This is a genomic window from Deinococcus aerophilus (assembly GCF_014647075.1).
GTDB classification, from domain to species: Bacteria; Deinococcota; Deinococci; order Deinococcales; family Deinococcaceae; genus Deinococcus; species Deinococcus aerophilus.
The window spans coordinates 25,031-50,025 of sequence record NZ_BMOM01000016.1 but is presented as its reverse complement, the minus strand read 5'-3'; the positions used below and the strand labels follow the sequence as shown (position 1 = coordinate 50,025).

Genomic DNA, 24,995 nt, shown 5'->3' with positions numbered 1-24,995 from the left:
ATGTTCCGCTCACCTGCCGACCCTCTATCATTCCCCGCATGACCTCCACTGACCTGACCCCCGGCGATCTGTCGAGTGCCCTGAACCGCGAGCAAGCCGAGGCCGAACTCTTCGAGTTGCTGCGCATTCCCAGTGTCAGCGCCGATCCCAGCCACAAGGAGGATCTGGTAAGGGCCGCCGAATTTCTGCGCGTCAAGCTGGAGTCGCTGGGCTTCACCGCGCGGGTGGATGAGACCGGGGGACACCCCGCCGTGTACGCCGAGCACCTCAAGGCTCCGGGCAAGCCCACCGTGCTGCTGTACGGCCACTACGACGTGCAGCCCGAGGCCCCGCTGGAGGAGTGGGTGACGCCCCCCTTCGAGCCCACCGTGCGCGACGGGCGCATCTACGCGCGCGGCAGCACCGACGACAAGGGTCAGGCCTACGCGCACGTGCGCGGCGTGGAACTGCTGCAGACGCAGGGCGAGCTGCCCGTGAACATCAAGTTCCTGCTGGAGGGTGAGGAGGAAATCGGCAGCCCCAGCATCGTGCCGTACCTGCAGGCGCACCGGGAAGAGCTGCAGGCCGACGTGATCGTGATCAGTGACGGCAGCCGCTTCGCCGCCGACGTGCCGACCATTACCTACGGCGTGCGCGGCCTGAGCTACGTGGAGATTCATGTGCAGGGGGCCAACCGTGATCTGCACAGCGGCAGCTACGGCGGAGCCGCCCCCAACCCCATCAACGCCCTGTGCGAGATCATCGCCCGCCTCAAGGACGACCACGGCCGCGTCACCATTCCCGGCTTCTACGACGGCATCGAGGAACTGACCGGCGAGGAGCGGGAGATGTGGGCCTCGCTGCCCCAGGACGACGATGCCTTTGCCCAGAGCATCGGCGTGTCCGCGCTGCCCGGCGAGGACGGCTATTCCGTACTGGAACGGCTGTGGGGCCGCCCGACCCTGGACGTCAACGGCATCTGGGGCGGCTACCAGGGCGAGGGCAGCAAGACCGTGATCGCCGCGAAGGCGGGAGCCAAGGTGTCCATGCGCTTGGTCCCCGGCCAGGACCCGGACCGCATCACCCGCCTGATTCAGGAATACGTGCCCACCATCGCCCCGGCGGGGGTGACCGTGGAGGTCCGGGCGCTGCACGGCGGCCAGCCCATCAAGTTCGATACCTCCAGCACCTACGTGAAGGCCGCCGACCGCGCGCTGGAACGTGTGTACGGCAAGCCCGCGGTGTTTGCGCGCACCGGGGGCAGCATTCCCATCGTCGCCTCGTTCGCCGAGATCCTGAAAAGCCCGGTGCTGTTCGTGGACATGGGCCTGAACGAGGACGCCCCACACAGCCCCAACGAGAGCTTTGCGCTCGCCGACTACCACAACGGCATTCTGACAAGCGCGTACCTGCTGGAGGAACTGGGAAAATGAGGCGGGGGGCGTGGCGGCGCGCGGCGTGCCCATGAAGCTCGCCTTTCTCGCCTCGCACGGTGGCAGCGCGGCGCGGCACCTCACTCAGGCGTGCCGCAGCGGAGCCTTGGACGCCGTGCCGGTGGCGCTGGTGAGCAACAACAGCCGCTCGGTGGCGCTGGCCTGGGCGCGGGCAGAGGGTCTGCGGGCCGCGCACCTGAGCAGCGCGGGGTACCCCGACCCCGACGACCTCGACGCGGCCATCCTCGACTTTCTGTGCGGGGCGGGCGCCGAAGTACTTGTCCTCAGCGGCTACATGCGGGAACTGGGGCCACGGGTGCTGGGGGCCTTCGCGGGCCGGGTGCTGAACATCCACCCCAGCCTGCTGCCCCGGCACGGCGGGCGCGGCATGTACGGGGACCGCGTGCATGAGGCCGTCCTCGCCTCGGGCGACCCGGAATCCGGCGCGACAGTGCATCTGGTCACGGCGGGCATCGACGAGGGGCCGGCGCTCGCGCAGGGGCGGGTGCCGGTGCAGCCGGGTGACACGCTGGAGACCCTCAAGGCGCGCGTGCAGGCCATCGAGGGGGAGCTGATGCTGCGGGCGGTACGGCAGCTGGTGGCGGAGCGGGCCTCTATGGCACCGGATTGACGGCCCCGTCCGGCGGCCAGCGAAAGACCCGGCCGTCTTGCAGGGTCAGCTGAACCGTCGGGGCCTCCTCCCCGGGATCGCGGATCACACAGTCTCTGGTCTCGGGGGGCGGGTCACCCACGCCGTTCTCAAAACCGCTGACGCTCCGGCACGGGCCGCTGGCATCCTGCTCGCCCTGACCGATCACGTCGGCGGCGATGAATACCTGCCGCACGTACTGTTCGAAGCGCACCGGGTCCGAGGCCATCACGCGCGCGGTTTCGGCCCGACGCGCGGCCTCCTGCGCCTGCCGCTGCCGCTCGGACCCGGCCTGCCGCGCCACGGAGATGGCCCACAGGGTGGTGGGCACCAGCAGGACAAGCAGTAGGGGCAACCAGAAGCGGCGGGCGTACTGGAACATGCCGACATGCTAGCGGGCCGTGTAGCCTCAGAAGCATGAAGCGCAAGACCTTTGATCTGCGGGCCTGGGCGCGGGTCACGCAGGGCACCCAGACGGTGCTGGACGTGCCCGGCTACGTGATCGTGGACTTCACGGCCCGCACGGTGGTCCGGCCGCTGGACGTCTCCCGGCCCGGCGGCGGCACGCACCGCATCCTGGACAGCGGCTTCCGCTGGGTGCGCGCCCATCCCACCGGGGCGGGCGCAGGTGTGGTGGGGGCGGCCCTGACGGTCATGCTCGGCGCGGCGGGTCAGCCGGTGCAGTTTTACGTGGACATCCATGGTGGCGAGGGTGTGGCAGAAGAGGGGCTGCCGTGGCATGACGACCTGTATCTGGATGTGGTGGGGGTCTCGGAGCCCGACGCGCCGTGGACGGTAACGGCCACACACATCATCGACGCCGAGGATCTGGAGGCGGCGGTGGAGGCCGGTCAGGTCACGCCGGAGCTGGCGGCGCGCACCTGGGATCATGCCCGGCAGGTGGACGCACAGCTGCGCGCCGGAACCTATCCGCCCGTGGAGGTGCTGCGGCGCTACGTGGAAGACCCGTATACTTGACCTCAGTTCTTGAACCCGGTTCAAAATTTCGTTTTCTACCCGGAGGTTTTCCCATGTCCCAGCTTCACACGCCCGCCCCCCAGACCCGGTTGCCGCCTCAGGCGGTACAGGCCGTGCAGGCCGCGCTGCACGCCATTCCCATGAATGCCACGGTGGGGGTCCGGATCACCGATGTGGGGCTGGGCTGGGCCGAGGGCGAGTGCCCGGATACGCCTCCGTACCGCAACCACCTGGGAACCATCCACGCCGGGGCGCAGTTTCTGCTGGCCGAGGCGGTCAGCGGGGCCGCTTTCGCGGGGGCCTTTGCGGCGCACCTTGCCGGGGCCGTGCCGCTGATCGAGAAGCTGGAGACGCACTACGTGGGTCGCGCCCGCGGCGACCTGAGCGCCCGCGCCGAGGCGCTCGCCGGCGACCTGCCCGCCGCGCTGCAGGCCTACGGCGCCGAGGGCCGGGCGCGGCTGGTCGTGAACGTCAGCGTGCGCGACGGCGAGGACAAGGAGGTCATGCGCGCGGTGGCCCACTGGTATCTGCGCGCCGCGCCGCGCGGCTCCTGAACGTCCGGGCCGGGCTTCACGCGGCGCAGGCCCCGTGTGCATTGAGGCGGGGCGCGGCGCTGGCGTAGGCTGGGCCCATGCCGGTCATGCACCTCGATCACGTCGCCATCGTCACCCCGGATCTGGACCTCGGAAGCGCTCCCTACCTGGCCCTGGGCCTGCAGCCCGAAGGCCCGGACGAGGAGGTGGGGACCCAGGGCGTGCGCGTCCGCGCCTTTGTGGTGGGGGAGACCCTGATCGAACTGCTGACGCCCACCCGCCCGGACAGTCCCATCGCCGCGTTTCTGGAAAAACGTGGGCCGGGCCTGCACCACACCGCCTACCGCGTGGACGATCTGGACGCCGAGATGGCGCGGCTGCGCTCGGAGGGCGCCCGCTTTTTGAATGAGGCCCCCACGCCGGGCCGCGCCGGAACGCGGGTGGCCTTTTTGCATCCCAAATGGGGCGCAGGTACGCTGATCGAGCTGGTAGAGCACGCGCCCGGAGCCGCGCATTGACGGCGTCCGCGCCGCGCCCACGCGCCCGGGCCGTCTGGTGGCTGATGTCCCTGGCAATCATGGGCGTGATCTGGTGGCTGAGCAGCTCGGCCGATACGCCGGGACCGCCGCTGGTGCATCCGCTGGACTGGATCGCCCATTTTCTGACGTATCTGGCGCTGGGCTACGCCCTGGGACGCGCGACCGGGCTGCGGGGGCTGGCGCTGGTGATCGCGGTGTGGTGGGGCGCGCTGGATGAGGCCCACCAAGCCTTTGTGCCGGGCCGCGACGCGGGCGTGACCGACTGGCTCTTTGACCTCGCGGGCGCGTGGATCGGCTCGCGGCTGGCGCTGCGCCGCTGGAGTGGGGAAGGGGGGGCCGGCGAACACGGCTGAGCGCAGAGCGTGTCTGACCCGTCGCAGTTCTGTCAGATGCGGCCCGCTACGCTGCGCGCCATGACGCAGGCCGTGACCTCCCCTTCCAGCCCGGCACACCACGCCGCCACCCTGCGGGCCGCGCTGGCCCAGCTTGACGGTGTGATTCTGGGCAAGCCGGGGCAGATCCGGCTGGCGGTGGCGTGCCTGCTCGCCCGCGGGCACCTGCTCATCGAGGACCAGCCGGGCGTGGGCAAGACGACCCTGGCGGGGGCGCTGGCCCGCACCTTCGGGCTGCACTTCCGGCGCGTGCAGTTCACGGCGGACCTGCTGCCTGCCGACCTGACCGGTGTGAGCGTGTGGGACGCGGCCACGGCCACCTTCCGCTTTCTGGAGGGGCCGGTGTTCAGTGAGGTGCTGCTTGCCGACGAGATCAACCGCGCCACCCCGCGTACCCAGGGAGCGCTGCTGGAGGCGATGGAGGAGCGGCAGGTCAGCGAGGGCGGCGTGACCCGCCCCCTGCCCGATCCCTTCTTCGTGATTGCCACCCAGAACCCGGCGGCCTTTGTGGGCACCTCGCCGCTTCCGGAAGCTCAGCTTGACCGTTTTTTGATGACCGTGACGCTGGGGTACCCGGACCCACGTGCCGAGCGCACCCTGCTCGAAACCGGCGGACGCAGCCTGAGCGTGCGCGACCTGGGGGCGGTGCTGGACGCGGGCACGCTGCTCAGCATGCAGCGTGAGGTGGACGGAGTTCACGCCGCGCCGCCGCTGCTGGACTACCTGCAACGGCTTGCCGGGGCCACCCGCCAGCACCCGGCGCTGGCCGCGGGCCTGAGCCCCCGCGCCCTGCTCGCGCTGCTGTCGGCGGCCCGCGCGTGGGCCTATCTGGAGGGCCGCCGCATGGCCCTGCCGGAAGACGTGCAGGCAGTCTTTCCCGCCCTGGCCGCGCACCGCCTGCCGCCCCGCGACCCCGGCGTGAACGTCACAGAACTGCTGACGCGCATGCTCGCGGAAACGCCGATTCCGTAGATGGCAGACGACGCGGGAGGGCCGGTTACCCCACATCCTGCCGCGGTTCCGCACGCGGCCGCCACCGCACGGCTGCGCCCCACCCGCTTTGGCGTGGGGTTCCTGATCCTGGTGGTGCTGACGCTGGTGGGCTGCATCAATTACGGCCTGAGCCTGGGCTACGGCCTGACCTTTCTGCTGGGGGGCGTGTGGGTGGTCGCCTCGGCCGGGGCCAGCCGACCGGCGCGCGGGCTGCGCGTCACGCTCACCCCCCCCGTGCCGGTCCGTGCCGGGGAGGACGCGGTGTTCGCGCTGGGCGTGACGGGAGCGGCGGGGGCCCTGACCCTGACCCTGCACAGCAGCGCCGGAGACACCCGCCGCGTCACCCTGCGCGTGCGGGAGGGCGAGCTGAGAACGCTGGCCGTGCCATTTCCGGCGCGGGTGCGCGGGCCGCTGACCGTCACCGCCCGCGCAGCCGCCGCACTGGATTTCCTGGGGTTGTGGGCGACCGGGCTGCCTGCGCCCGCCCCCGTGACCGTTCAGGTGGTCCCGGCCCCCGAGGACGGTGCGCCGCCCACTCCGCCGCGGACTGTATCCGGCCCGGGCGACGGTGGAGCACGCACGCGCGGCGATGAGGACTTCTCCGGGCTGCGGCCCTACGCGCCGGGCGACCCGCCGCGCCGGGTGTCGTGGCGACACGTGGCCCGCACCGGCCAGTTGCTGACCCGCGAAACCGACGCGCCGCGGGGGCGGACGTGGCAGCTGGACTGGGCCGACACGGCCGGAGAGACCGAAACGCGCCTCTCGCGGCTGGCGGCCTGGGTCACCCGGCTGGAGCGGGCCGGGCAACCGTTTGCGTTGCGCCTGCCCGGCCAGAGTCTGCCGGTCGGCGGCGGCGAGGCGCACGCCCGGGCCGCGCTAGACCTGCTTGCCCGGCATCTGCCGTTGCCCCCCGTCCCCGTGTTGCAGCGCCCGAAACGCCGCGCGGAACAGGAGGAGAGGCCCGACGAGGACGCGCTGCGGACCACCCTGCTCGCGCTGGCCTTTGCGCTGGCCCCCACCGCCCTGAGACAGCCGGTGTGGGTCACGCTGCTCGCCGCCGCCCTGCTGGCCTACCGCGCCGTGCGCCCGCGCCGGGGCTGGCCGCCGCTGCCCACCCCGCTACTGGGCGTGCTGGCGGGGCTGGCGGCGGTGGGCCTGAACGTCACCTACGGCACGCTGCTGGGCCGCGACGCCGGCACCGCGCTGCTCGCCCTGCTCGTGGCCCTCAAGGCGGCCGAAGGCCGGGGACCCCGCGACGGAAAGGTGCTGGTGGTGCTGGGCCTGTTCGTGACGAGCACGCATTTCTTTCACGGTCAGGATCCCCTCACCGCGCTGCACGCCGTGGTCAGTGCCGCGCTGCTGCTCGCCGCCGCCTCGCGCTGGACCGCCCCCACCCGTCCCGGACACGGGGACCCAGGGGCCGATCTGCCCGCCACCCTGGTCCGCAGCGGCACCCTGCTGGCATTGGCCGTGCCGCTGGCACTGGCCCTGTTCGTGCTGTTTCCCCGCCCGGAGAGCCCGCTGTGGCGGCTGCCGGTGTCCGCCGGGGCAGTCACCGGCCTGTCCTCGGTGATCCGCGCCGGGGACTACAGCGACCTCGCCCAGAGCCGCGCGGTGGCCTTCCGGGCCGACTTTGCCGGAGCCGTGCCCGCGCCCGCCGAGCGGTACTGGCGCGGCCCGGTGTACGAGGCCTATGCCGGCGAAGCGTGGACGCAGGGGTTCTTGGGCAGCGCGGTGCCCAGCGTCGGGGTACCCAGCATCGAGGTCCAGGCAGACGGGCCGAACTGGAGCTATACCCTCACGCTGGAGCCTTCGAATATGCCGTGGTTGCTTGCGCTCGACACCCCGGTGTCGCTGCCACCGGATGTTCTGCTTACCACCGCATTCCAGGCCGTGTCGTCCCGGCCCGTGACCTCGCGCCGCCGGGTGGCCCTGGAAAGCCGTTCCGCCCAGCTGGGGGTGCGCGAGGACCCCAGACGGTTGAATTTCAACCTTGCGTTGCCCCCCGGCGAGAGTCCGCGCGCCGCCGCGCTGGGCCAGAGCTGGCAGACGTTGCCTCCGCAGGGCCGCATTGACGCGGCGTTGACCCTGCTGGGCACGGGCGGCTTCAGCTACACCCTGTCGCCGCCACTGTTGCCCGCGCACAACCGGGTAGACGCCTTTCTGTTCGGCACCCGCCAGGGCTTCTGCGAACACTACGCGCAGGCCTTCACCTTCCTGATGCGCGCCGCCGGGCTGCCCGCCCGCATCGTGGGCGGCTACCTGGGCGGCGAGGAGAATCCGGACGGCGGCTACCTGATCGTGCGCCAGCAGGACGCCCACGCCTGGGCCGAGGTGTGGCTGCCGGGCCAGGGCTGGGTGCGGGTGGACCCCACCGCCGTGGTGGCCCCCGCCCGCGTGTCGGCCGGCCTGACCACCGCCCTGAGCCGTCCGCAGGCGGCGGCGGCCCCCACGCCCACCCCCCTGAACCGCTGGAGCCTGCGTCTGGACGCCCTGCAGAACCGCTGGAACGCTGTGGTGGTCGGCTACGACGGCGCCCAGCAGCGCGCCCTGCTGGGGAGGGTGGGCCTGGAGGGCGTCGGCTCTCCTGCCTTCATGGGGCTGCTGCTGGCGCTGGCCGCCGCCACCGCGCTGCCCGCGTGGCTGTGGCTGCGCCGCGCCGCCCGTCCCCGCGATCCTGCGGCCCGCGCCCTGGACGCCCTGACCGTGCGCCTGCGCCTGCCGCGCGCTCCCGGCGAGACCCCCAGCGCCTATGCCCGGCGCGCGGGCGAGCGCTATCCCCACCTGCGCGGAGCGCTGGACGAGGTGGTGCGCGCCTACCACGCCGCCCGCTACGCTCCGGGCGACGGGCGCGCGGCGCTGCGCGAACTGTCGGCGGCCCTGCGGCGGGTCCGGCGTTGAGGGGCGCGCGGCCATGTAGGGCTCAGGACGGGCAGTAGTGCCGCCTGAGTTCCTGGAGCATTCCCTGTTTGCGGGCGCGGGCCGCAAACGGACGCACCACCGGATTGAGCAGGCTCAGGGGAAACGGCGACCAGATGTCGCCCAGTTCCGCAACCAGTCCCATAGGGGCAGGCTGTTTTGGAATGCTCTTGCGGTTGGTCAGGCCATCGTTCGCCAGGCCCTGCAGAATGATCAGGCTGTCCCCGAAATCCCGGTTGCCGGGAGAGACCTCGATCCGGAACCGGACTGGGCGCGCGGTGGCATTGAAGAAGCGGTGGATGACGCCCCGGGCCACCGTGACGGTCTCGCCCGGCGGCACGTTCAGGGTCTGCCGGCCCAGCAGGACGCTCAGCTCTCCGTCCCGACAGGTGAAGCCCTCCTCCAAGGCGTGGTGAAGATGCGGGGGTTCCCGCCGCCCGGAGCGGGTTCGAAGTCCAGCAGGGTGCTGCTCGTTCCGTCGGTCCGCTGCACAGACGTCAGGACGTCCTGGATGACCGTGTTGTGAATACGCAGCCTGAGGGCTGGGGGTGCGGCTCCTCAGGGTCCTGATCCCTGAATGGTGTCCTGCATCAGCGTGCTCCTGCGGGCCGCGCGGGCTGAACTGAGCGGCCAGCCCGGAGGGTCCGGCGCAGGCGCGTCCGGTTCGCCACTTTCCCCCCCCAACCGCTCCTCTAACATGGACGGGTGAACGCTCTTCCTCCCAACGCTCTGCGGCTCTCCCTCTCGGCCATCGTGGGCGGCGCGGCGGCGCTGATCACCTACTCGGTGATCTTCGTGCGTGGCGATATGGGCGGCGTGATGTCCTATCTGCGGGCCAGGGGAGCGCTGCGCCGCCTGCAGGAGGGGGGTGCGGACGCCGGGGCCGTGGCGGCGGCGCACGACGCGCTGCGCACGCTGGGCACGCAGGTCGGCGACCCCGTGCTGGCCGCCCGCCTGATTCCGCTGGCGTTGCTTGTGGGGCTGGCGGCGGCGTATGTGGTGTGGCGCATCTTCGGGCGGCGGCAGGAGGGTGAGGCGCGCCCGGACGTGCAGGAGCGCATGGTCTACCGGCTGGCGTGGCGCAAGGGGGGCCGCTTTACCCTGGGTGACCTCGCCGAGAGCAGTCCCCTGAGCGAGCCGCAGGCCCGCGCCGTGACTGCCCGGATGCTGGAACTCGGCCGCCTGACGCACGACGGCGAGGCCTTCTCGCTGAGCGGGGTTGCCCTAAATAGGGGACGCCGCACATGACCTTCGGCGCGGAGGACCTGGCCACGCTGCTGGACGAGGCGAACCACGCTCCCCGGGAAAGCGTGCGCGCGGCCCTGGCCACCATAGACGGCCAGCCGCACCCCCGCGTGGGCTGGCTAACCAGCCACCTGAGCGCCACCAAACGCGAATACTGGACGCTGATCTCGGGGGCGACCGGCAGGCCCGCGCCCGATGACGACGCGGGCCTGACCCGCCTGATGGTCTGGGAGGTGGGGGCCGCGCGGGGACTCAGTGCCGGGGCGCTCGCGCAGTCCGTCCAGCACGGCGGCCAGTCCCTGACGGTTGCGGAACTGCTGCGCCTGAACGCCCGTCATACCGCGTGGCACGCCGGGCAGATCGCCGCTCTGGCTGGGCGCGCCCGCATGGCCTGACCCCGTGCCCGAGGAGCGTCCCTTCCTGACCGAGGCCCGCGAGGAGGGCGAGGCAAACGCCGCCGCCGCACCCTCCGCGCTGTTCGATCTGGCCGTCAACCGTGCCCACGCGGCCCTGCGGGGGCTGCGTCCGGGTGATCCGGGCCCCGCGCTGGCCGCGTGGCACGCCCGGACCCGCTTTGCCCGCCGCGTTCCGCTGGCCGCCGTGAAAGCCGCGCTGGAGCAGCGTCCGACATACGGAGAGTGGTACTGGGCCGGTGGCCCGCAGGGAGGGTGGCGACCGGGCAAGGCGCCGTTTCCCTAGGAGACGCTCCGGGTTACCGGCTTCCAGTCAGGACCGGGAGTTCGGCCGCCACCGTCTGGGCCGCCACCCGCACCGCCCGCGTGATTTCCGGCTGCGGCAGGTACGGCAGCGCCGGGCGGTCCTCGGGGGCGGCCAGCGCCACCGCCGCGTTGGCGGGCAGATGCAGAAAGCCGCACGGCACCCCGGGCCGGTCCCGTTCGGTCAGCCACTGCCGGGCGCGGTACATCACGGCGTTGCACACGTACAGGCCCGCCGTGTTGCTGATGCTGCCTGGAATCCCGGCCTCCCGCCACGCGGCCAGGATGGCCCGCAGCGGCAGCGTGCTCAGGTGCGCCGGGGGCGCGTCTGGATGCGGGTGCGCGGGCGCGTCACGGTAGGTGTTGCCGGCGTTGTCGGGAATGGAGAAATCCATGACGTTGAGGGCCACCCGTTCCAGCGTGACGTGTGGGCGGCCCGCCGCCAGACCGGTCAGCAGCACCGCGCCGGGGCGGTGGCGCTCCAGCAGCCCCTCCAACACCGAGGCGGCGGCGTGCGGTTCCACCGGCAGCAGCGCCGAGACAACCTGCACCCCACCCCCTTGCAGGCTGCCCAGTTGCAGGCCGTCCAGTTCCTGCGCCGCCTCCGCGCTGGGATTGGCGGGATGGGTGTGAAACGGCTCGAACCCGGTGAGCAGCAGTGTGGACATGCGGGGATGATACGGGGACGGGGGAGCGCAGAGGGGACATGACCTGAACACCCAATTTGCTCCGGGCGCACCTTCCCGCGCCTGCCCCCCCGTTATCCTGAGCCGCGTATGCCAGAACTGCCGGAAGTGGAGACCACGCGCCGCAAGATCGAGCCGCTGCTGCGCGGACGGATCATCACGCGGGTCGAACACGACGCGCCGCATAGGTACCGGGACACCCATCTGGCGGTAGGCCGGCGCGTTCAGGGCCTGTCGCGGCGCGGCAAGTACCTGCTGCTGCAGCTCACGGCGGCGGACGCGGCCGAGGACACCCCGCACGACCTGGAATTCATCGTTCACCTGGGCATGACCGGGGGCTTCCGGCTGGAGGGGGGCAAGCACACCCGCGTCACCCTGAGCACCGAGGGAGGCGAACCCCTCTTCTTCAACGACCCCCGGCGCTTTGGCAAGATGGCCGTGGTCCGGCCCGGCGAGTACGCGGGCATGCCCACCCTGGCCGCCATGGGCCCGGAACCGCTCTCGGACGACTTTGAGGAAACCGGGTTCGTGCGGCAGGCCGGACACTGCGGGGCGGTCAAGCCGTGGTTGCTGTCGCAGAAGCCGGTCAGCGGTGTGGGCAACATCTATGCCGATGAGAGCCTTTGGCTCGCCCGCCTCCACCCAGCCCAGACCTGCCTGACGCCCGCCGAGGCCGCCCGGCTGTACGCGGCCATCCGTGAGGTGATGGCGGCGGCGGTGGAGGCAGGCGGCAGCAGCCTGGGCAGCGGCGTGGGCAATTACCGCCAGCACGACGGCCTGAGCGGGCTGTTCCAGCACCAGCATCATGTGTATGGCCGCGCCGGTCAGCCGTGTGAACGCTGCGGCACCGGGATCGTCAAGACGGTGCTTGCCCAGCGGGGCACGCACCACTGCCCGCAGTGCCAGCCGCTGCGGCCCGCCGGGGAAGGCGCATGACCGACCTGACCGGCCTGCGCGTGTCCTACACCCGCGCCGCCCTGTCGCGGGCGGACCTGAACCGTGATCCGCTGGCCCAGTTTCAGGACTGGTTCGCGCAGGCGCAGGCGGCGCAGTTGCCCGAACCCTACGCCCTGTCGCTGGCGACGGCGGACGCCACCGGGCGGCCCGGCGTCCGCACGGTGCTGCTGCGCGGCGCAGACGAGCGCGGGCTGACCTTCTACACCAATTTCGAGTCCCATAAGGGCCACGACCTCACGGCCAATCCACAGGCCGAGATGCTGTTCTACTGGGCCGAACTGGAACGTCAGGTGCGGGCCTATGGCCGCGTCTCGCGGATTCCGGACGCCGAGGCCGACGCCTACTTTCACGTGCGCCCCCGCGACAGCCAGCTCGCCGCCCATGCCAGCGACCCCCAGAGCGCGCCCATTGCCAGCCGCGCGGCGCTGGAGGCTGGGTTCGCCGCGCTGCACACGCGCTTTCCCGAAGGCACCACCGTGCCCCGCCCGGATTTCTGGGGCGGCTACCGCCTGAGCGTGCAGGAATGGGAATTCTGGCAGGGAAGGCCGAACCGTATGCACGACCGCTTCCGGTATGCGCGGTCGGCGGAGGGCTGGCGCATCGAACGGCTGATGCCGTAGCCGCAGCCGGCAGCCCAGCGCACCGGCCGGTTGGGGCGCGGGCAACTTTGTGTGTCCCCCACGTAGCCCACCGTGAGGAGGCACAACAGTGGTGGACGTATACCTGATCTGTCTGATGGTGGGCGGCGGCCTGTTTCTGCTGTCGCTGCTGGGCGGCCACGATTCCGCTCTGGGGGAGCATGGGGCGGACGTGGACCATCCCGAAATGGGCGACGTCGCCTCGTGGTTCACCGTGCGCTCGCTGGTCAGCTTCACCGCCTTCTTTGGGCTGGCCGGCGTGCTGGGCGGTGTGGCCGGGGTGTCCGGGTGGGGCCGGCTGGTGATGGCGCTGGTCACCGGACTGGCGGTCGGAGGCTTCACGGTCTTCATGTTCCGGCTGGCGCGCGGCCGCGGCGAGGTCAACGGCGGCACGGGCAAGCTGGCCGGCCGCACCGGCCAGGTGCTCGTGGCCCCCGCGCCGGGCCGGTCCGGCCAGGTGGCCGTGACGGTCGCGGGGCAGATCGAGCATGCCCCGGCCCGCAGCGACGACCCGCTGAAGCCCGGCGACCCGGTCATCGTGATCGGCGCGCACCGCGGTGTTCTGGACGTCAAGTTCTGGGACGGGGGCCTGTAACCCCGGGTCCGGTTCCCCTGCGCCTCCCTCGCCGTGTCCGTCTTTTCGTGCTGCCCCCCCAAGGAGCTTTCCCATGACTGCAACCGTGATCGTCGCCGCCCTGATTCTGCTGGGCATCCTGCTGGTTTTCGTGCTCATCCAGAGCTTTCTGATTGTGGTGCCGCCCAACCGGGTGCTCGTGATCAGTGGGCGCAGCCGCCAGACCGCGGAGGGGGACACGGTGGGCTACCGCGTGGTCCGCGGCAGGCGGGCCTTCCGCATTCCGCTGCTGGAAAAGGTGTCGTGGATGGACATGACGACCAACCCACTGGACCTGAGCATCGAGAACGCCTATTCCAAGGGCGGCATTCCCCTCAAGATCCACGCCGTCGCCAACGTCAAGATCAACGCGCACGAGCCACAGCTCTCCAACGCCATCGAGCGCTTTCTGGACGTGCCGCGTGAGGCCCTGACGAGCATCGTGCGCGACACCCTGGAGGGCAACCTGCGCGGTGTGGTGGCCACCCTGACCCCCGAGGAGATCAACGAGGACCGGCTGCGCTTCGCCGAGGCCCTGATTGAGGAGGCCGAACACGACACCCAGAACCTCGGGATCAAGCTCGATACCCTCAAGATTCAGAACGTGACCGATGTGGGCGGCTACCTCGACAGCATCGGGCGGCGCAAGACCGCCGAGGTGCTCAAGGAGGCCCGCATCGCCGAGGCCAACCGCAATGCCGAGGCCAGCGAGGTCGAGGCCCAGCAGCGCTCCCGCATCGCGCAGACCACCGCGCAGCAGGCCATTCTGGAGCGCGACAGCGAGCTGCGCGTGCGCACGGCCGAGCTGGACTCGGTGGCGTCCTCGCGCGAGAACGAGGCCAGGGTCAACGCCGAACGCGCCCGCGTGATCGCCGAGCAGCAGCTGGAACAGGAGCGGGTCTCGCTGATCCAGAAGCGCCTGGAAGCCGATCTGGTGGCGCCCGCCCGCGCACGCCGGGAAGCCGAACTGCTGGATGCCCAGGCCGCCGCCGCCCCGATCACCGAGCAGGGCCGCGCCAACGCCGAGGCCGTGCGCCTGATCGTGGACGCCTTCCGGGAAGCGGGGGCCGAGGGCGAGCGCGCCTTCGTACTGAACATGCTGCCCGGCATCATCGACCGGTTTGCCCAGAGCGTGCAGGGCATGCAGATCGACAAGCTGACGGTCATCGACAGCGGCAGCGGTCAGGCCACCCGCAACGCCGTGCAGACCCTGCCCGCCAACGTGATCGGCCTGATCGAGCAGGTGGAGAACGCCACGGGGGTCAACCTGCTCAGCCTGTTGCGGCAGCGCCCGGCTTCTGCGGACCTGGCTTCTGCGGGGGCCCCCACGCCGCTGGCCGTCGCCAACGACTGAGCGGACTGGCTTGTCGGTGTGGTGTCTAGGGCGGTCCTCCCGAGAGGGGGGGCCGCCCTTGGGCATTGTGGGCAGTCCAGACCGGGTGGCCCCTCCAGGCACGCCGCCGTGGCATCTTCAGGCCATGACCATCATTTACACCGCGCAGGCCGCAGCCACCGGGGGTCGTGCCGGCACGGCCAGGAGCGAGGACGGGCGCCTGGACCTGTCCCTCAGCGTCCCCGCCGATATGGGCGGCGACGGCGGCCCCGGCACCAACCCCGAGCAACTGTTCGCCGCCGGCTACGCGGCCTGCTTTCAGGGAGCGCTGGGTGTGGTGGCGCGGCGACAGAAGATCACCCTGAGCGACGACAGCGTCATCACGGCCCGGGTGGGCCTGCAGAAGGTCGGGCTGGCCTTTGCGCTGGATGTGGAACTCGAAGGGCACTTTCCCGGCCTGAGTGAGGAACAGGGCCAGCAGCTGATGGAGTCTGCCCACCAGATCTGTCCGTACAGCGTGGCCACCCGCGGCAACGTGGACGTGCGCCTGAGGGTGAAATCCTGAGGTGACCCTCAGCGGCCGGTTGCCGTGTCGCGGGCGTCCAGTGAGAGTTCGGGGGAGCTGTCCGCATCCGGCTCGGCGCCGCCGTCGGTGCCCAGCAGCTCGGCGCGTTCCTGCGGGGTCAGGGCGACCATCACGCGCCGCAGCACCACATCCACCGCCTGATCGGCGCTTTCGTCCAGGGTCAGGCCGTCGAGCAGCGGGACGTCTTCCTGGCGGGCCAGGGCCTCGAGTTCGTCCTGCATGGCGCGGATCTCGCCGAAGTACTGCATGTAGCGGTGCAGCGGGCGGCTCGCGGCGGTCTCGAGGTCACGGCTCTGAAAGTGCCGGCGGTGTTCTTCCGGATCGGGCAGGGTCACCAGCATCGGGATGACCAGCGCTCCGGCAAAGGCATCGGCGCGCAGGTAGCCGGGCACCAGATGCACGCCCTCCAGTACCAGGCTGCTGCCCTCCTGCACCGAGCGGGCGACCACCGCTCCCAGGCCCACGTTCACCTGCTGCACTTGATCGCGGAAGCCGGCGAGCAGCGCCTCACGGCTGGGCTGGGCGGGGCGCGGCACCCCGGGGGGCAGCAGCGCTTCCCAGGCGCTGAAGGTGCTCGCGTGCAGCGTGGGCAGCAGCGCCGGAGACACCATGGCGCGCATCACCTCGCGGATGGAATCGGTGCTGACCACGCGGGCAATTCCCAGGCGGTAGGCAATCTCTGCGGCCAGAAAGCTCTTGCCGGTGCCGCTGACCCCGCCGAGCAGCACGATCACGGGCCGGGGCGGGCGGCGGATCACGCGCAGCAGCCGGTAGCGGGCGCTGACGTCCGGGCCCACCTCGTCGCGCAGCAGGGCCTCGACCTTCTCGCGGATGGCGGCGCGCATCACCACCCGGTCCTCATTGCCGCGCAGATCGCGCTGGGTCACGCGGGCCACCTTGCGGGCCACGTCCGGCGTGACCCCGGCGGCGAGCATCGACTGCACCAGAATGCCCTTGGAAAACGGCGTGGGCATGTTGCTGTCTTTGCTCAGCACACCCAGCTTGCCGCGGTTGTGGCGCAGGTAGCGGTAGGTGCGGCGCAGGTGTTCGCCGTACTGCTCGGCGAGCACGCCCTCGGTGCGGTTGTCGATCTCCTCGGCGCTCAGCCGCCGCACGCCCTCGCGGCGCAGTGCCAGGTCCACGGCGCTGGCCGCGGCGTACGCCTCGCGTCCGGTCAGGCCGGTGTCCTCCAGCGTGCGGGCGAGCACGCCCCGGCTGAAGGGCAGATCCCCCTTCTTCGCACTGACCAGGATGTCCACAAAGGCGGGGGTCTGGGCCGCGGCGGCGCCGGAGACCTCCGGCCCGGCCAGGTCCCGGGCGACTTCCACCATCAGCGCCTGCAGCTCACCGGGCGTCACCAGGCTGCGCCGCGCCAGCCGGAGCTGCTGCTCGACCCGCCGCGCCGCCGCCGCCGCCACATTCCCGGACGCCCCCGCGTTCACCAGCGACTCGACCACCAGCCCGCGGCTGAACGGAAAGGCGTGGCGCGGCGTGCCGATGCGCAGTTCGGGATGGGTCAAGAACACTCCTTCGGGGGCGGTGGGCGGTGGGCGGCGAGCAACGGGAGCCAGTTCAGGCAGTCTACCCAGGAACCCGCGCCCCGAGGTAACGGGATGTGGGCCTGGCCCGCCCGCCGTCCCGCTTGCCTGATCAGCACCATCGGATCGACACGGTTCCGCTGGGGCGGAGTCCCGCGTTGAGTCCCGGCGGCCTGCCGGGGGTGCGAAGCGCTGCTGGCCGCAGTCAGGGCCGCAGCAGGTCGCGCCGCACCGCACCTTCCAGCAGCAGGTTCAGCGCCAGACGCATCTCCTCCTGCAGGGGGCGGTCGGTGCCGTAGGCGCTCCAGCGCAGCGCGACCATCAGATAGGTGTCGGCGATCAGGTTGCTGATGCGCTGCAGGCTGAGGTCGGTGCGCATCTGCCCGGTCTGGTGCAGTGGCCTCAGGATCAGCTCGATCACCTTGCTCAGCGGCAGCGCCTGGTACGCGGTGCGGGCGCGCTCGGGGTTGGGATTCATCACCTCGTAGGCCAGCGGCGGAAACAGGTCACGCTCGCGGGCGTTCTCTTCGGCCAGCGCGTCCCAGATCTCGTACAGCACCGTCAGCGGCGGCGTGCCCTCGGCCAGGCGCGTCTCGGCCTGATCGCGCAGGCGGTCCATCACCTCGCTGCCGTAGTCCAGCAGCACCGCTTCCTTGTACGGGTAGTAGTTGAAGAAGGTGCCGCGCGAGACGTTGCTCGCACGCGCGATGTCGGTGGCCGTGGTCGTCTGGAACCCGCCCCGCTTGAACAGGTCGATGGCGACGTTGTAGATGCGGGCGCGTCGGCGCTCCTTCTGACGTTCGCGCAGCGAGGAGGAATCCATGATTAAAACCCTGTATAGCGCGTCTGGTCTAAAATTGCACCCCGTTCAAGCAATCCGGGGCTTTACCTTGACCAGAGGTGCTGCCCAGACGGGCAGGGGTCGGGTGGCGCAGGCGCAACGTCAGGGCGGCCGGCGTGGCCGCGCCTGTTCTGTCCGCGTGCCCCCCCCTCCCCGCGCCATCTGCGCCCCACTTCGCATAGGCTGTGGGCCATGAGCGTGATCCTGGGCATCGACATCGGCGGCAGTGGCATCAAGGGCGCACCTGTAGACACCGCCACCGGACAGCTGACGGAGGAGCGCCGCCGCATTCCCACCCCCGAGGGCGCGCACCCCGACGCCGTGAAGGCCGTGGTGGCCGAGCTGGTGGCCCACTTCGGGCTGGACGGCTCGGTGGGCGTGACCTTTCCTGGCGTGGTGCAGCACGGGCGCACGCTGAGCGCAGCCAACGTGGACAAGGCCTGGATTGATCTGGACGCCGACGCGCTGTTCTCCACGGCGACCGGTCAGGACATCCACCTGATCAACGACGCCGACGCTGCCGGACTGGCCGAGGCGCGCTTCGGGGCGGGCGCGGGGGTGGCCGGCACGGTGCTGATGCTCACCTTCGGCACCGGCATCGGCAGCGCCCTGTTCCACAACGGAGTGCTGGTGCCCAACACCGAATTGGGCCACCTGTGGCTGCGCGACAAGGAGGCCGAGGGCTGGGCCTCCGACCGTGCCCGCGAGCGCGACGACCTGAACTGGAAGCAGTGGAGCAAGCGCGTGAGCACCTACCTGCAACACCTGGAGGCGCTGTTCAGCCCGGACCTGTTCATCATCGGCGGCGGGGTCAGCAAGAAGCCCGACAAGTGGCAGGACCACATCAAGCTCACCCGCAGCGAGCTGGTGCCTGCCCGGCTGCAGAACGAGGCTGGAATCGTGGGCGCGGCCATGATGGCCGCCGGCTATGCCCTCTCGCCGAACGCGGCCGCCCCCACCGGCGGTCCGGCGGCGTCGGGGGCGGCCCGGGTTGCCCCGAAGACACCTGCCAAAAAGGCCGCCAAAAAGGGAAGCGCCAGGAAAGCCTGAGTGGGCCGGCTGGCATAGCATGTCCGCGATGACTGCTGCCCCACCCGACGCCACGGCCAAGTCCTTCACACCGCGCCTGCTCGTCTGCGACCTCCTGTATACCGGCATGGGCGGAGCGCAGTCTCCCGGCGGCGTGGTGGTCGTGGGCGACACCGTGGCCGCCACCGGCCACCCGGATGCGCTGCGCGCCAGTTATCCGCAGGCAACCGAGGAAACCGTGGGCGGAATCATCGCGCCGCCGCCGGTCAACGCGCACACGCATCTGGACATGAGCGCCTACGCATTCCAGGCATTGCCGTACTTTCGCTGGCTCCCCGAAATTGTGGTTGCCCAGCGCGGGAAACGTGGAGTGCCCGGGGCACTCGCCGGAGCCGACGAACTCGCGCGTCTGGGTACGGGTGGCGTGGGCGACATCGTGTGGTCGCCGGACGTGATGGACGCCCTGCTCGCGCGTGAAGACCTGGGCGGGGTGCTGTATTTCGAGGTGCTGGGGGCTTTTCCGGAGCGGGCCGAAACCACCTTTGCGGCCATGCGCGAACGGGTGGAGGCGTGGCGCCGGCGGGAGCGGCCCGGCGGCCCCCGGATCGGGCTGTCGCCGCACACGCCGTATACCGTCAGTCACCGCCTGATGAAACTGGTGACCGACTACGCCGCGGGCGAGGGCCTGCCCGTGCAGATTCATGTGGCCGAGCATCCCAGCGAGCCTGCCCTGTTCGCCACCGGCGCGGGCCCGCTGTGGGAGCACCGCCTGCCCGGGTTCTGGCCCGAAACCTTTGCGGAGGTGATCGGCCGTCCGCCGGAGCCGGAGCTGACCCCGGTGCGTTACCTCGATGAGCTGGGCGCGCTCGCTGCGCGGCCCACACTGATCCATATGGTCAATGTCACGCAGGGTGACCTCGTCCGGGTGGCGCGCGCCGGCTGCGCGGTGGTGAGCTGCCCGCGCAGCAACCATCACCTGGACTGCGGAACCTTTCCGTGGGCCGCCGTGGCCGCCGCCGGCATCGAGATCGCCCTGGGCACCGATTCGGTCGCCAGCGGTGAGAGCCTGGACGTGCGCGAGGACGTGGCCTTTGCCCGGCGCGTGTACCCGGACCTGGACCCGCGCGTGCTGGTGCGCGCCGCCGTCAAGGGCGGCCACCGCGTGCTGGGCGGCCGGGTGCCCGTGATCCGGCGCGGCGAGCTGTGGCTGGAAAGCTACCGCTGGAGCTGAGCACTCGTGGCGGCGCTGTCGGCGCCCATCCGGGTGATCAGCCCGGCTGCTGGCTGACGCGGGCCTCGCAAGTGCCGTTCGCCACCGTCTGGCCGTTGCGCTCGTAGGTCAGGGTGCCGGTGAGCGGCTCGCCGATCAGGCGGGAGATCTTGCAGGTGTAGGTCACGCGGTCAAAGCCCTCGGCCGGCCCCACCCAGCGGAAGGTGACGGTGCGGCGCTCCTGGTCAAAGGTGGCCACATTGAAGCCGGCCCGGCCCTCGTTGAATCCGGTGTACTGGTCACGGGTGCCCGCCGAGGCGTAGCCGTCCGGCACGATTACCAGTTCGGGAATATTGACCGTGGTCACCACGTCGCGGCCCGTGACCGTTCCGCTGACCGTCCAGGTCTGGCCGACGATCAGCGGCCCGAACTGAAAGGGGGCCGGCCCGGTGTCATCCCTGGAGGCAAGCAGGGACGCCACCGGCGCGCACGATCCCAGCAGGGGGACGAGCAGGGCAAAGGCAAGCACGGCACGTTTTGACATGGCTGCAGGATAAGGGCCACACATGAGGAAGATGGCACCGCTGGATCTTTGGTGCCGTCAAGAACCGCCTTCCGGCAACGGAAAATGGCCTCACCACTGCTTATTCTTCCTTATCCCTCCGTGAGTCCGTTCCACTCAGGTTGCTTACGTGCGCCTCACTGAACTTGTAAGGGCACGGCCCGGTCCGGCGCGTTATACTCGCGTGTCATGTTCCGTGTCCTCAACAAACTATTTGATAACAACGTGCGAGACGTGCAGCAGATCGTCAAGGCGATCGTGCAGCCCGTGAACGCCCTCGAAGACGAGATGAGCAGGGTAGAGGACCTGGCCGGGGCGTTCATGGAGTTGCGCCGCCGGGTGCAGGAGGGCGGCGAGACGCTCGACGATGTGGTGGTGCCGGCCTTCGCCCTGATCCGTGAGGCCGGACGGCGCTCGATTGGCAAGCGGCACTACGACGTGCAGCTGATTGGCGGCTACGCCCTGCACAAGGGCCGCATCGCCGAGATGCGCACCGGTGAGGGCAAGACGCTGGTGGCGACGCTGGCGCTGGCGCTGAACGCACTGGAGGGGCGCGGCTGCCATCTGGTCACGGTCAATGATTACCTCGCCCGCGTGGGCGCCGAGGAAATGGGCCTGCTGTACCGCACGCTGGGCCTGACCGTGGGTCTGGCGAGCCGCGAGTTGCAGCCGGCCCAGAAGCAGGCCGCCTACGCCTGCGACATCACCTATGTCACCAACAGCGAGCTGGGCTTTGACTACCTGCGCGACAACATGGCCCAGAGCCGTGAGGCGCTGTCCCTGCGCGCCGAGCACCCCCTGAACTTCGCCATCGTGGACGAGGTGGACAGCATCCTGATCGACGAGGCCCGCACGCCGCTGATCATCTCGGGGGCCGCCGAGAAGGCCACCGACCTGTACTACGTGTACGCCAAGCTGATCAAGCGCCTGCAGAAGGGAGAGCCCGCCGAGCCTGGCGTGCGGACCGAACCGACCGGCGACTACACCATTGACGAGAAGAGCAAGCAGGTCCACATGACCGAGAACGGCATCAGCAAGATCGAGCGTCTGCTGAGCATTCCGGACCTGTTCAGCCCCGAGAACATGGACAAGGCCCACATGATCACCCAGGCCGTGCGCGCCCGCGAGCTGTACCACCGCGAGAAGGACTACATCATCAATGCGGACGGCGAGGTCATCATCATCGACGAGTTCACCGGGCGCAGCATGCCGGGGCGCCGTTACGGCGAGGGCCTGCACCAGGCGATCGAGGCCAAGGAAGGCGTCAAGATCGAGAACGAGAACCAGACGCTCGCGACCATCACGTACCAGAACTTCTTCCGGCTGTACACCAAGTTCGCGGGCATGACCGGCACCGCCAAGACCGAGGAGAAGGAGTTCCTCGACATCTACGGCTCGGACGTGCTCGTCATCCCCACCAACCGCGACGTGATCCGCAAGGACTCCGACGATCTGGTGTACCGCAGCAAGCTGGGCAAGTACAACGCGGTGGTCGAGGAGGTCCGGGAGATCCACGCCACGGGCCGCCCGGTGCTGATCGGCACCGCCTCCATCGTGACCAGTGAGCAGCTCAGCGAACTGCTAACGGCGGCGGGCATCAAGCATTCGGTGTTGAACGCCAAGTTCGAGGCGCAGGAGGCGAGCATCATCGCGCAGGCCGGACGCAGCGGCACGGTGACCATCGCCACCAACATGGCCGGGCGCGGCACCGACATCAAGCTGGGCGGGGACGCCGAATCGATCATCGGAGCCAGCATCGAATCCAGCCTGGGCCTGAACCGCTATGTGCCGGAGGTCGAGGCGTTCGTCACTGCCCTGAGCCGGCACGATCCCCAGACCGTGGAGATCGGCATGCGCATTCCCGGCATGACCGAGGACTTCATCCGTCAGGCCCAGCAGCTGCACTCCGAGACGGCGCTGGACCACGAACGGGTCAAGGAGCTGGGCGGGCTGCACATCATCGGTACCGAGCGCCACGAGTCGCGCCGCATCGACAACCAGCTGCGCGGGCGCGCCGGGCGTCAGGGCGATCCCGGCAGCAGCCGCTTCTACGTGTCCTTCGAGGACGACCTGATGCGTCTGTTCGCCAACGAGCGCGTGGTCGCCATGATGGACCGCCTGGGCATGGACGACACCCAGCCCATCGAGGCCAAGATGGTCACCGGGGCCATCGAGAAGGCGCAGGCCCGCGTGGAGGACCGCAACTTCAGCACCCGCAAGCAGCTGCTGGAGTTCGACAACGTGATGAGCAAGCAGCGCGACACCGTGTATGCCCAGCGCCGCGAGGTTCTGCTCGGGCCGGACGAGGCGGTCGAGGAATCCACCGAGGGCATGATCGCCGACTTCGTGGACATGCAGCTCGCCACCCACCTGCCCATCGAGGCCAGCCCCGAGGCCTGGGACATCGAGGGCCTGCAGGCGGCCATGCTCGACGCCGTGCCGCAGCTCGAGGGCTTCGACTTCGCGCGCCTGCGCGACCTGTCGCCGGCCGACGCCCAGAACGCCCTGCTGCAGGCGGTGGCCGACGCCTTTGACGCCCGGCGCGAGGAGCTCAGCCCCACCATGCTCAACAGCCTGTCGCGCTACGTACTGCTGCAGACGGTGGATCAGCTGTGGAAGGAGCACCTGCACGGCATGGACGTGCTGCGCCAGGGCATCGGCCTGCGCGGCTACGGCCAGCGCGATCCCTTCACCGAGTACAAGTTCGAGGCCACCAACATGTTCAACGACATGATCGACAACCTCAAGAGCGACGTGACCAAGTTCATCTTCCGGATGCAGTTCGGCCAGACCGGCTGAACACCGCCTGAACAGCCCCACAGGACACGCTCCATGGCCCGGACGCGCCGCGACGCTCCGGGCCTGCCCTTTTTGCCCGGGCCTGTCCGCGTATGCCGGCCCTGTCTTGCCCACCGGTTTGACTTTCCGGTCCCCACTCTCTAGCCTCAACCCTGTTCTACAGGACAACACAGAGATGATCTCGCTTCCCCCTTCATGTTTCAGGAGGCTTGTATGCGGCGTTCCCTTCTCCTTTCCCTGACCCTGCTGTGCGGTACGGCGGGCGCGGCCACGCTGGTTTACGGCGCGGGCGGCGAGCCGGTTTCGCTGGATTCCGGCATCATCACCGACGGCAACTCGGCCACTCCGCAGATGATGGTGTACGACGGTCTGGTGCGTTTCAAGAAGGGCACCAGCGACATCGCGCCGGGGCTGGCGCTGCGCTGGTCGTCCAACGCCAACGCCACCGAATGGACCTTCACGCTGCGGCCGGGCGTCAAGTTCACCGACGGCACGCCGTTCAACGCCGACGCGGTGGTGTTCAACATCAACCGCTGGTGGGACCCCGAGGCGCCGGGCGGGGCCAAGGACCAGAACAAGACCTTCACTTCATGGCAGTTCATCTTCGGCGGTTTCAAGGGCGACGCGAACACGCTGCTCAAGAGCGTGCGGGCCGAGGGCACGAACAAGGTGGTCTTTACCCTGAACCGCGGCTTTGCGCCGTTTCCCGAGGCGCTGGCGACCAGTTTCTTCGGCATCGCCTCGCCCACGGCGGTCAAGAAGGCCGGCGCGAAGTACGGCACGCCCGCTGCGCTGCCGGTGGGCACCGGCCCGTTCATCATGCAGGAGTGGAAGACCGGCGACCGCATCAACCTGATTCCCAACAAGGCGTACTGGGGAACCAAGGCGAGTTACGACGCGCTGGTGCTGCGCTTCCTGAAAGACCCCAGCGCCCGCCTGAACGAACTCAAGGCCGGCACCATCGACTTCACCACCGACCTGAACCCCGAACAGCTGGGTGCGGTCAAGGCCGACAAGAACCTGACGGCGGTGCTCGTGCCGTCCTTCAACGTCGGGATGCTGAGCCTGAACCTGGGCAACAAGTACCTCAAGAACGACAAGGTGCGCCAGGCCATCTCCATGGCGGTGAACAAGAAGGCGATCGTGGACGCCTTCTGGGGAGATCTGGGGGTCACGGACGCGAGCTTCCTGCCGCCCACGCTGGGCTGGGCGAACAGCAAGGCAGTGCCCGCCGACTACAAGTTCGATCCGGCGGCGGCCAAAAAGCTGCTCGCCGAGGCGGGCTATCCCAACGGCTTTACCGTGGATCTGTGGTACATGCCGGTGAGCCGTCCGTACTTCCCCACGCCCAAGCCGATCGCCGAGGCGATGGCCGCCGACCTCGGGGCCATCGGCATCAAGGTCAACCTCAAGACCGAGGACTGGGCCAAGTACCTCGCCGACCGCATGACCACCCCGGGCTTCGACATGTACATGATCGGCTGGACCGGCCCCTACGCCAGCCCATACAACTTCTACGGCACGTACTACGGCGAGGAGGCGACCGGCGACAGCAAGTTCGCCAGCCAGAAGATCTTCGAGCAGCTCAGGGTCGCCGCCGCGAGCAGCAGCCGCGCCACCCAGGCCAAGGCCTACGCCCAGATCCACCAGATCACCTACGACGCCAACGTCCGGATTCCCATCGTGCACTCGCGCCCGCTGGCGGCGGCGCGCACCTATGTCAAGGGCTGGCAGCCGGGCCCCTCGAGCCTGCTGCCGTTCGAGGACATCACCATCGACGGCAAGAAGTAAGCCGGTCGCCCCAGCCCCGGAGGGTGACGCGCCGCG

The 24,995-nt window shown here is 70.0% G+C and carries 26 protein-coding genes; 20 read left to right on the top strand and 6 right to left on the bottom strand.

Going from position 1 to position 24,995, the window contains the following annotated elements; translation table 11 throughout:
• Positions 1-38: 38 nt before the first annotated feature.
• On the top strand, positions 39-1,412 hold the full coding sequence (locus tag IEY21_RS10745) for a dipeptidase (protein WP_229753032.1): 1,374 nt from the start codon (positions 39-41) through the stop codon (positions 1,410-1,412).
• 31 nt (positions 1,413-1,443) lie between these two features.
• Positions 1,444-2,043 (top strand): phosphoribosylglycinamide formyltransferase, encoded by a 600-nt coding sequence (gene purN, locus IEY21_RS10740; protein WP_188904309.1) that lies wholly within the window; start codon positions 1,444-1,446, stop codon positions 2,041-2,043.
• Here the strand turns inward: purN and IEY21_RS10735 are convergent.
• The gene (locus IEY21_RS10735) at positions 2,027-2,443 is read right to left on the bottom strand and encodes a hypothetical protein (protein WP_188904246.1); all 417 of its coding nucleotides are present in this window, start codon (positions 2,441-2,443) and stop codon (positions 2,027-2,029) included. The genes purN and IEY21_RS10735 overlap by 17 nt on opposite strands.
• A gap of 35 nt (positions 2,444-2,478) precedes the next feature.
• Between IEY21_RS10735 and IEY21_RS10730 the strand changes: the two genes are divergently transcribed.
• The 6 genes from IEY21_RS10730 (at position 2,479) to IEY21_RS10705 (ending at position 8,397) form a co-directional block, all read left to right on the top strand.
• Positions 2,479-3,039 carry a DUF402 domain-containing protein gene (locus tag IEY21_RS10730; protein WP_188904244.1) on the top strand — a complete coding sequence of 187 codons (561 nt, stop codon included), beginning with the start codon at positions 2,479-2,481 and terminating at the stop codon, positions 3,037-3,039.
• Between the two features lie 53 nt (positions 3,040-3,092).
• Positions 3,093-3,593 carry a PaaI family thioesterase gene (locus tag IEY21_RS10725; RefSeq protein WP_188904242.1) on the top strand — a complete coding sequence of 167 codons (501 nt, stop codon included), beginning with the start codon at positions 3,093-3,095 and terminating at the stop codon, positions 3,591-3,593.
• A gap of 86 nt (positions 3,594-3,679) precedes the next feature.
• On the top strand, positions 3,680-4,090 hold the full coding sequence (locus IEY21_RS10720) for a VOC family protein (RefSeq protein WP_373290507.1): 411 nt from the start codon (positions 3,680-3,682) through the stop codon (positions 4,088-4,090).
• Positions 4,091-4,134: 44 nt separating this feature from the next.
• Positions 4,135-4,464: a VanZ family protein gene (locus IEY21_RS10715; protein WP_229753031.1), complete on the top strand. Its 330-nt coding sequence runs from the start codon at positions 4,135-4,137 to the stop codon at positions 4,462-4,464.
• Between the two features lie 60 nt (positions 4,465-4,524).
• A complete protein-coding gene (locus IEY21_RS10710; RefSeq protein WP_188904236.1) occupies positions 4,525-5,475 on the top strand; it encodes an AAA family ATPase in 951 nt (316 codons plus the stop codon).
• The gene (locus IEY21_RS10705) at positions 5,476-8,397 is read left to right on the top strand and encodes a transglutaminaseTgpA domain-containing protein (RefSeq protein WP_188904234.1); all 2,922 of its coding nucleotides are present in this window, start codon (positions 5,476-5,478) and stop codon (positions 8,395-8,397) included.
• A 22-nt stretch (positions 8,398-8,419) separates the two neighbouring features.
• Here IEY21_RS10705 and IEY21_RS10700 read toward each other — a convergent pair whose 3' ends face one another.
• The gene (locus IEY21_RS10700) at positions 8,420-8,977 is read right to left on the bottom strand and encodes a cupin domain-containing protein (RefSeq protein WP_268237793.1); all 558 of its coding nucleotides are present in this window, start codon (positions 8,975-8,977) and stop codon (positions 8,420-8,422) included.
• Positions 8,978-9,120: 143 nt separating this feature from the next.
• On the opposite strand from IEY21_RS10700, the gene IEY21_RS10695 reads away from it, so the two are divergent.
• Genes IEY21_RS10695 through IEY21_RS10685 form a run of 3 tightly spaced genes read left to right on the top strand, consistent with a single transcriptional unit; the run spans position 9,121 to position 10,359 of the window.
• Complete coding sequence (locus IEY21_RS10695; protein WP_188904230.1) at positions 9,121-9,663, top strand: hypothetical protein; 543 nt, start codon at positions 9,121-9,123, stop codon at positions 9,661-9,663.
• Positions 9,660-10,055: a hypothetical protein gene (locus IEY21_RS10690; RefSeq protein ID WP_188904228.1), complete on the top strand. Its 396-nt coding sequence runs from the start codon at positions 9,660-9,662 to the stop codon at positions 10,053-10,055. Before IEY21_RS10695 ends, IEY21_RS10690 begins: the two co-directional genes overlap by 4 nt.
• Before the next feature lie 4 nt (positions 10,056-10,059).
• Positions 10,060-10,359 carry a hypothetical protein gene (locus IEY21_RS10685; RefSeq protein WP_188904226.1) on the top strand — a complete coding sequence of 100 codons (300 nt, stop codon included), beginning with the start codon at positions 10,060-10,062 and terminating at the stop codon, positions 10,357-10,359.
• Between the two features lie 13 nt (positions 10,360-10,372).
• On the opposite strand, the gene IEY21_RS10680 is transcribed toward IEY21_RS10685, so the two are convergent.
• Positions 10,373-11,044, bottom strand: coding sequence for a pyroglutamyl-peptidase I (locus tag IEY21_RS10680; protein ID WP_188904224.1), 672 nt, complete (start codon positions 11,042-11,044; stop codon positions 10,373-10,375).
• A 108-nt stretch (positions 11,045-11,152) separates the two neighbouring features.
• Here IEY21_RS10680 and IEY21_RS10675 point away from each other — a divergent pair, with 108 nt between their 5' ends.
• From IEY21_RS10675 to IEY21_RS10655, 5 genes are all read left to right on the top strand, one after another.
• Positions 11,153-11,998, top strand: a complete 846-nt coding sequence (locus IEY21_RS10675; RefSeq protein ID WP_188904222.1) for a DNA-formamidopyrimidine glycosylase — start codon at positions 11,153-11,155, stop codon at positions 11,996-11,998.
• Positions 11,995-12,639, top strand: coding sequence for a pyridoxamine 5'-phosphate oxidase (gene pdxH, locus IEY21_RS10670; RefSeq protein ID WP_188904220.1), 645 nt, complete (start codon positions 11,995-11,997; stop codon positions 12,637-12,639). Before IEY21_RS10675 ends, pdxH begins: the two co-directional genes overlap by 4 nt.
• 88 nt (positions 12,640-12,727) lie before the next feature.
• Positions 12,728-13,252: an NfeD family protein gene (locus IEY21_RS10665; protein ID WP_229753030.1), complete on the top strand. Its 525-nt coding sequence runs from the start codon at positions 12,728-12,730 to the stop codon at positions 13,250-13,252.
• 73 nt (positions 13,253-13,325) lie between these two features.
• Positions 13,326-14,624 carry a flotillin family protein gene (locus IEY21_RS10660; protein WP_188904218.1) on the top strand — a complete coding sequence of 433 codons (1,299 nt, stop codon included), beginning with the start codon at positions 13,326-13,328 and terminating at the stop codon, positions 14,622-14,624.
• 124 nt (positions 14,625-14,748) lie between these two features.
• Positions 14,749-15,168 (top strand): organic hydroperoxide resistance protein, encoded by a 420-nt coding sequence (locus IEY21_RS10655; protein WP_188904216.1) that lies wholly within the window; start codon positions 14,749-14,751, stop codon positions 15,166-15,168.
• Between the two features lie 8 nt (positions 15,169-15,176).
• Here the strand turns inward: IEY21_RS10655 and IEY21_RS10650 are convergent, their stop codons facing one another.
• Both IEY21_RS10650 and IEY21_RS10645 read right to left on the bottom strand, forming a co-directional pair.
• On the bottom strand, positions 15,177-16,709 hold the full coding sequence (locus IEY21_RS10650; protein WP_188904214.1) for a 2-phosphoglycerate kinase: 1,533 nt from the start codon (positions 16,707-16,709) through the stop codon (positions 15,177-15,179).
• 223 nt (positions 16,710-16,932) lie between these two features.
• Positions 16,933-17,550, bottom strand: a complete 618-nt coding sequence (locus IEY21_RS10645; protein ID WP_188904212.1) for a TetR/AcrR family transcriptional regulator — start codon at positions 17,548-17,550, stop codon at positions 16,933-16,935.
• 210 nt (positions 17,551-17,760) lie between these two features.
• Between IEY21_RS10645 and ppgK the strand changes: the two genes are divergently transcribed.
• Both ppgK and IEY21_RS10635 read left to right on the top strand, forming a co-directional pair.
• Entirely contained in the window at positions 17,761-18,618 is an 858-nt protein-coding gene (ppgK, locus tag IEY21_RS10640; protein ID WP_188904210.1) for a polyphosphate--glucose phosphotransferase, read from the top strand.
• Between the two features lie 28 nt (positions 18,619-18,646).
• A complete protein-coding gene (locus tag IEY21_RS10635) occupies positions 18,647-19,828 on the top strand; it encodes an amidohydrolase family protein (protein WP_188904208.1) in 1,182 nt (393 codons plus the stop codon).
• A 37-nt stretch (positions 19,829-19,865) separates the two neighbouring features.
• On the opposite strand, the gene IEY21_RS10630 is transcribed toward IEY21_RS10635, so the two are convergent.
• On the bottom strand, positions 19,866-20,351 hold the full coding sequence (locus IEY21_RS10630; protein WP_188904206.1) for a hypothetical protein: 486 nt from the start codon (positions 20,349-20,351) through the stop codon (positions 19,866-19,868).
• A 207-nt stretch (positions 20,352-20,558) separates the two neighbouring features.
• Here IEY21_RS10630 and secA point away from each other — a divergent pair, with 207 nt between their 5' ends.
• Positions 20,559-23,168: a preprotein translocase subunit SecA gene (secA, locus tag IEY21_RS10625; RefSeq protein WP_188904204.1), complete on the top strand. Its 2,610-nt coding sequence runs from the start codon at positions 20,559-20,561 to the stop codon at positions 23,166-23,168.
• Positions 23,169-23,381: 213 nt separating this feature from the next.
• Positions 23,382-24,959: an ABC transporter substrate-binding protein gene (locus tag IEY21_RS10620; protein ID WP_188904202.1), complete on the top strand. Its 1,578-nt coding sequence runs from the start codon at positions 23,382-23,384 to the stop codon at positions 24,957-24,959.
• The last annotated feature ends 36 nt before the right edge of the window (positions 24,960-24,995 follow it).

Excerpts from the sequence above, each read along its gene's own strand:
- IEY21_RS10745 (WP_229753032.1), top strand. The coding sequence starts at position 39 with ATGACCTCCACTGACCTGACCCCCGGCGATCTGTCGAGTGCCCTGAAC.
- purN (WP_188904309.1), top strand. The coding sequence starts at position 1,444 with ATGAAGCTCGCCTTTCTCGCCTCGCACGGTGGCAGCGCGGCGCGGCAC.
- IEY21_RS10735 (WP_188904246.1), bottom strand. The coding sequence starts at position 2,443 with ATGTTCCAGTACGCCCGCCGCTTCTGGTTGCCCCTACTGCTTGTCCTG.
- IEY21_RS10730 (WP_188904244.1), top strand. The coding sequence starts at position 2,479 with ATGAAGCGCAAGACCTTTGATCTGCGGGCCTGGGCGCGGGTCACGCAG.
- IEY21_RS10725 (WP_188904242.1), top strand. The coding sequence starts at position 3,093 with ATGTCCCAGCTTCACACGCCCGCCCCCCAGACCCGGTTGCCGCCTCAG.
- IEY21_RS10720 (WP_373290507.1), top strand. The coding sequence starts at position 3,680 with ATGCACCTCGATCACGTCGCCATCGTCACCCCGGATCTGGACCTCGGA.
- IEY21_RS10715 (WP_229753031.1), top strand. The coding sequence starts at position 4,135 with ATGTCCCTGGCAATCATGGGCGTGATCTGGTGGCTGAGCAGCTCGGCC.
- IEY21_RS10710 (WP_188904236.1), top strand. The coding sequence starts at position 4,525 with ATGACGCAGGCCGTGACCTCCCCTTCCAGCCCGGCACACCACGCCGCC.
- IEY21_RS10705 (WP_188904234.1), top strand. The coding sequence starts at position 5,476 with ATGGCAGACGACGCGGGAGGGCCGGTTACCCCACATCCTGCCGCGGTT.
- IEY21_RS10690 (WP_188904228.1), top strand. The coding sequence starts at position 9,660 with ATGACCTTCGGCGCGGAGGACCTGGCCACGCTGCTGGACGAGGCGAAC.
- IEY21_RS10680 (WP_188904224.1), bottom strand. The coding sequence starts at position 11,044 with ATGTCCACACTGCTGCTCACCGGGTTCGAGCCGTTTCACACCCATCCC.
- IEY21_RS10675 (WP_188904222.1), top strand. The coding sequence starts at position 11,153 with ATGCCAGAACTGCCGGAAGTGGAGACCACGCGCCGCAAGATCGAGCCG.
- pdxH (WP_188904220.1), top strand. The coding sequence starts at position 11,995 with ATGACCGACCTGACCGGCCTGCGCGTGTCCTACACCCGCGCCGCCCTG.
- IEY21_RS10660 (WP_188904218.1), top strand. The coding sequence starts at position 13,326 with ATGACTGCAACCGTGATCGTCGCCGCCCTGATTCTGCTGGGCATCCTG.
- IEY21_RS10655 (WP_188904216.1), top strand. The coding sequence starts at position 14,749 with ATGACCATCATTTACACCGCGCAGGCCGCAGCCACCGGGGGTCGTGCC.
- IEY21_RS10645 (WP_188904212.1), bottom strand. The coding sequence starts at position 17,550 with ATGGATTCCTCCTCGCTGCGCGAACGTCAGAAGGAGCGCCGACGCGCC.
- ppgK (WP_188904210.1), top strand. The coding sequence starts at position 17,761 with ATGAGCGTGATCCTGGGCATCGACATCGGCGGCAGTGGCATCAAGGGC.
- IEY21_RS10635 (WP_188904208.1), top strand. The coding sequence starts at position 18,647 with ATGACTGCTGCCCCACCCGACGCCACGGCCAAGTCCTTCACACCGCGC.
- IEY21_RS10630 (WP_188904206.1), bottom strand. The coding sequence starts at position 20,351 with ATGTCAAAACGTGCCGTGCTTGCCTTTGCCCTGCTCGTCCCCCTGCTG.
- secA (WP_188904204.1), top strand. The coding sequence starts at position 20,559 with ATGTTCCGTGTCCTCAACAAACTATTTGATAACAACGTGCGAGACGTG.
- IEY21_RS10620 (WP_188904202.1), top strand. The coding sequence starts at position 23,382 with ATGCGGCGTTCCCTTCTCCTTTCCCTGACCCTGCTGTGCGGTACGGCG.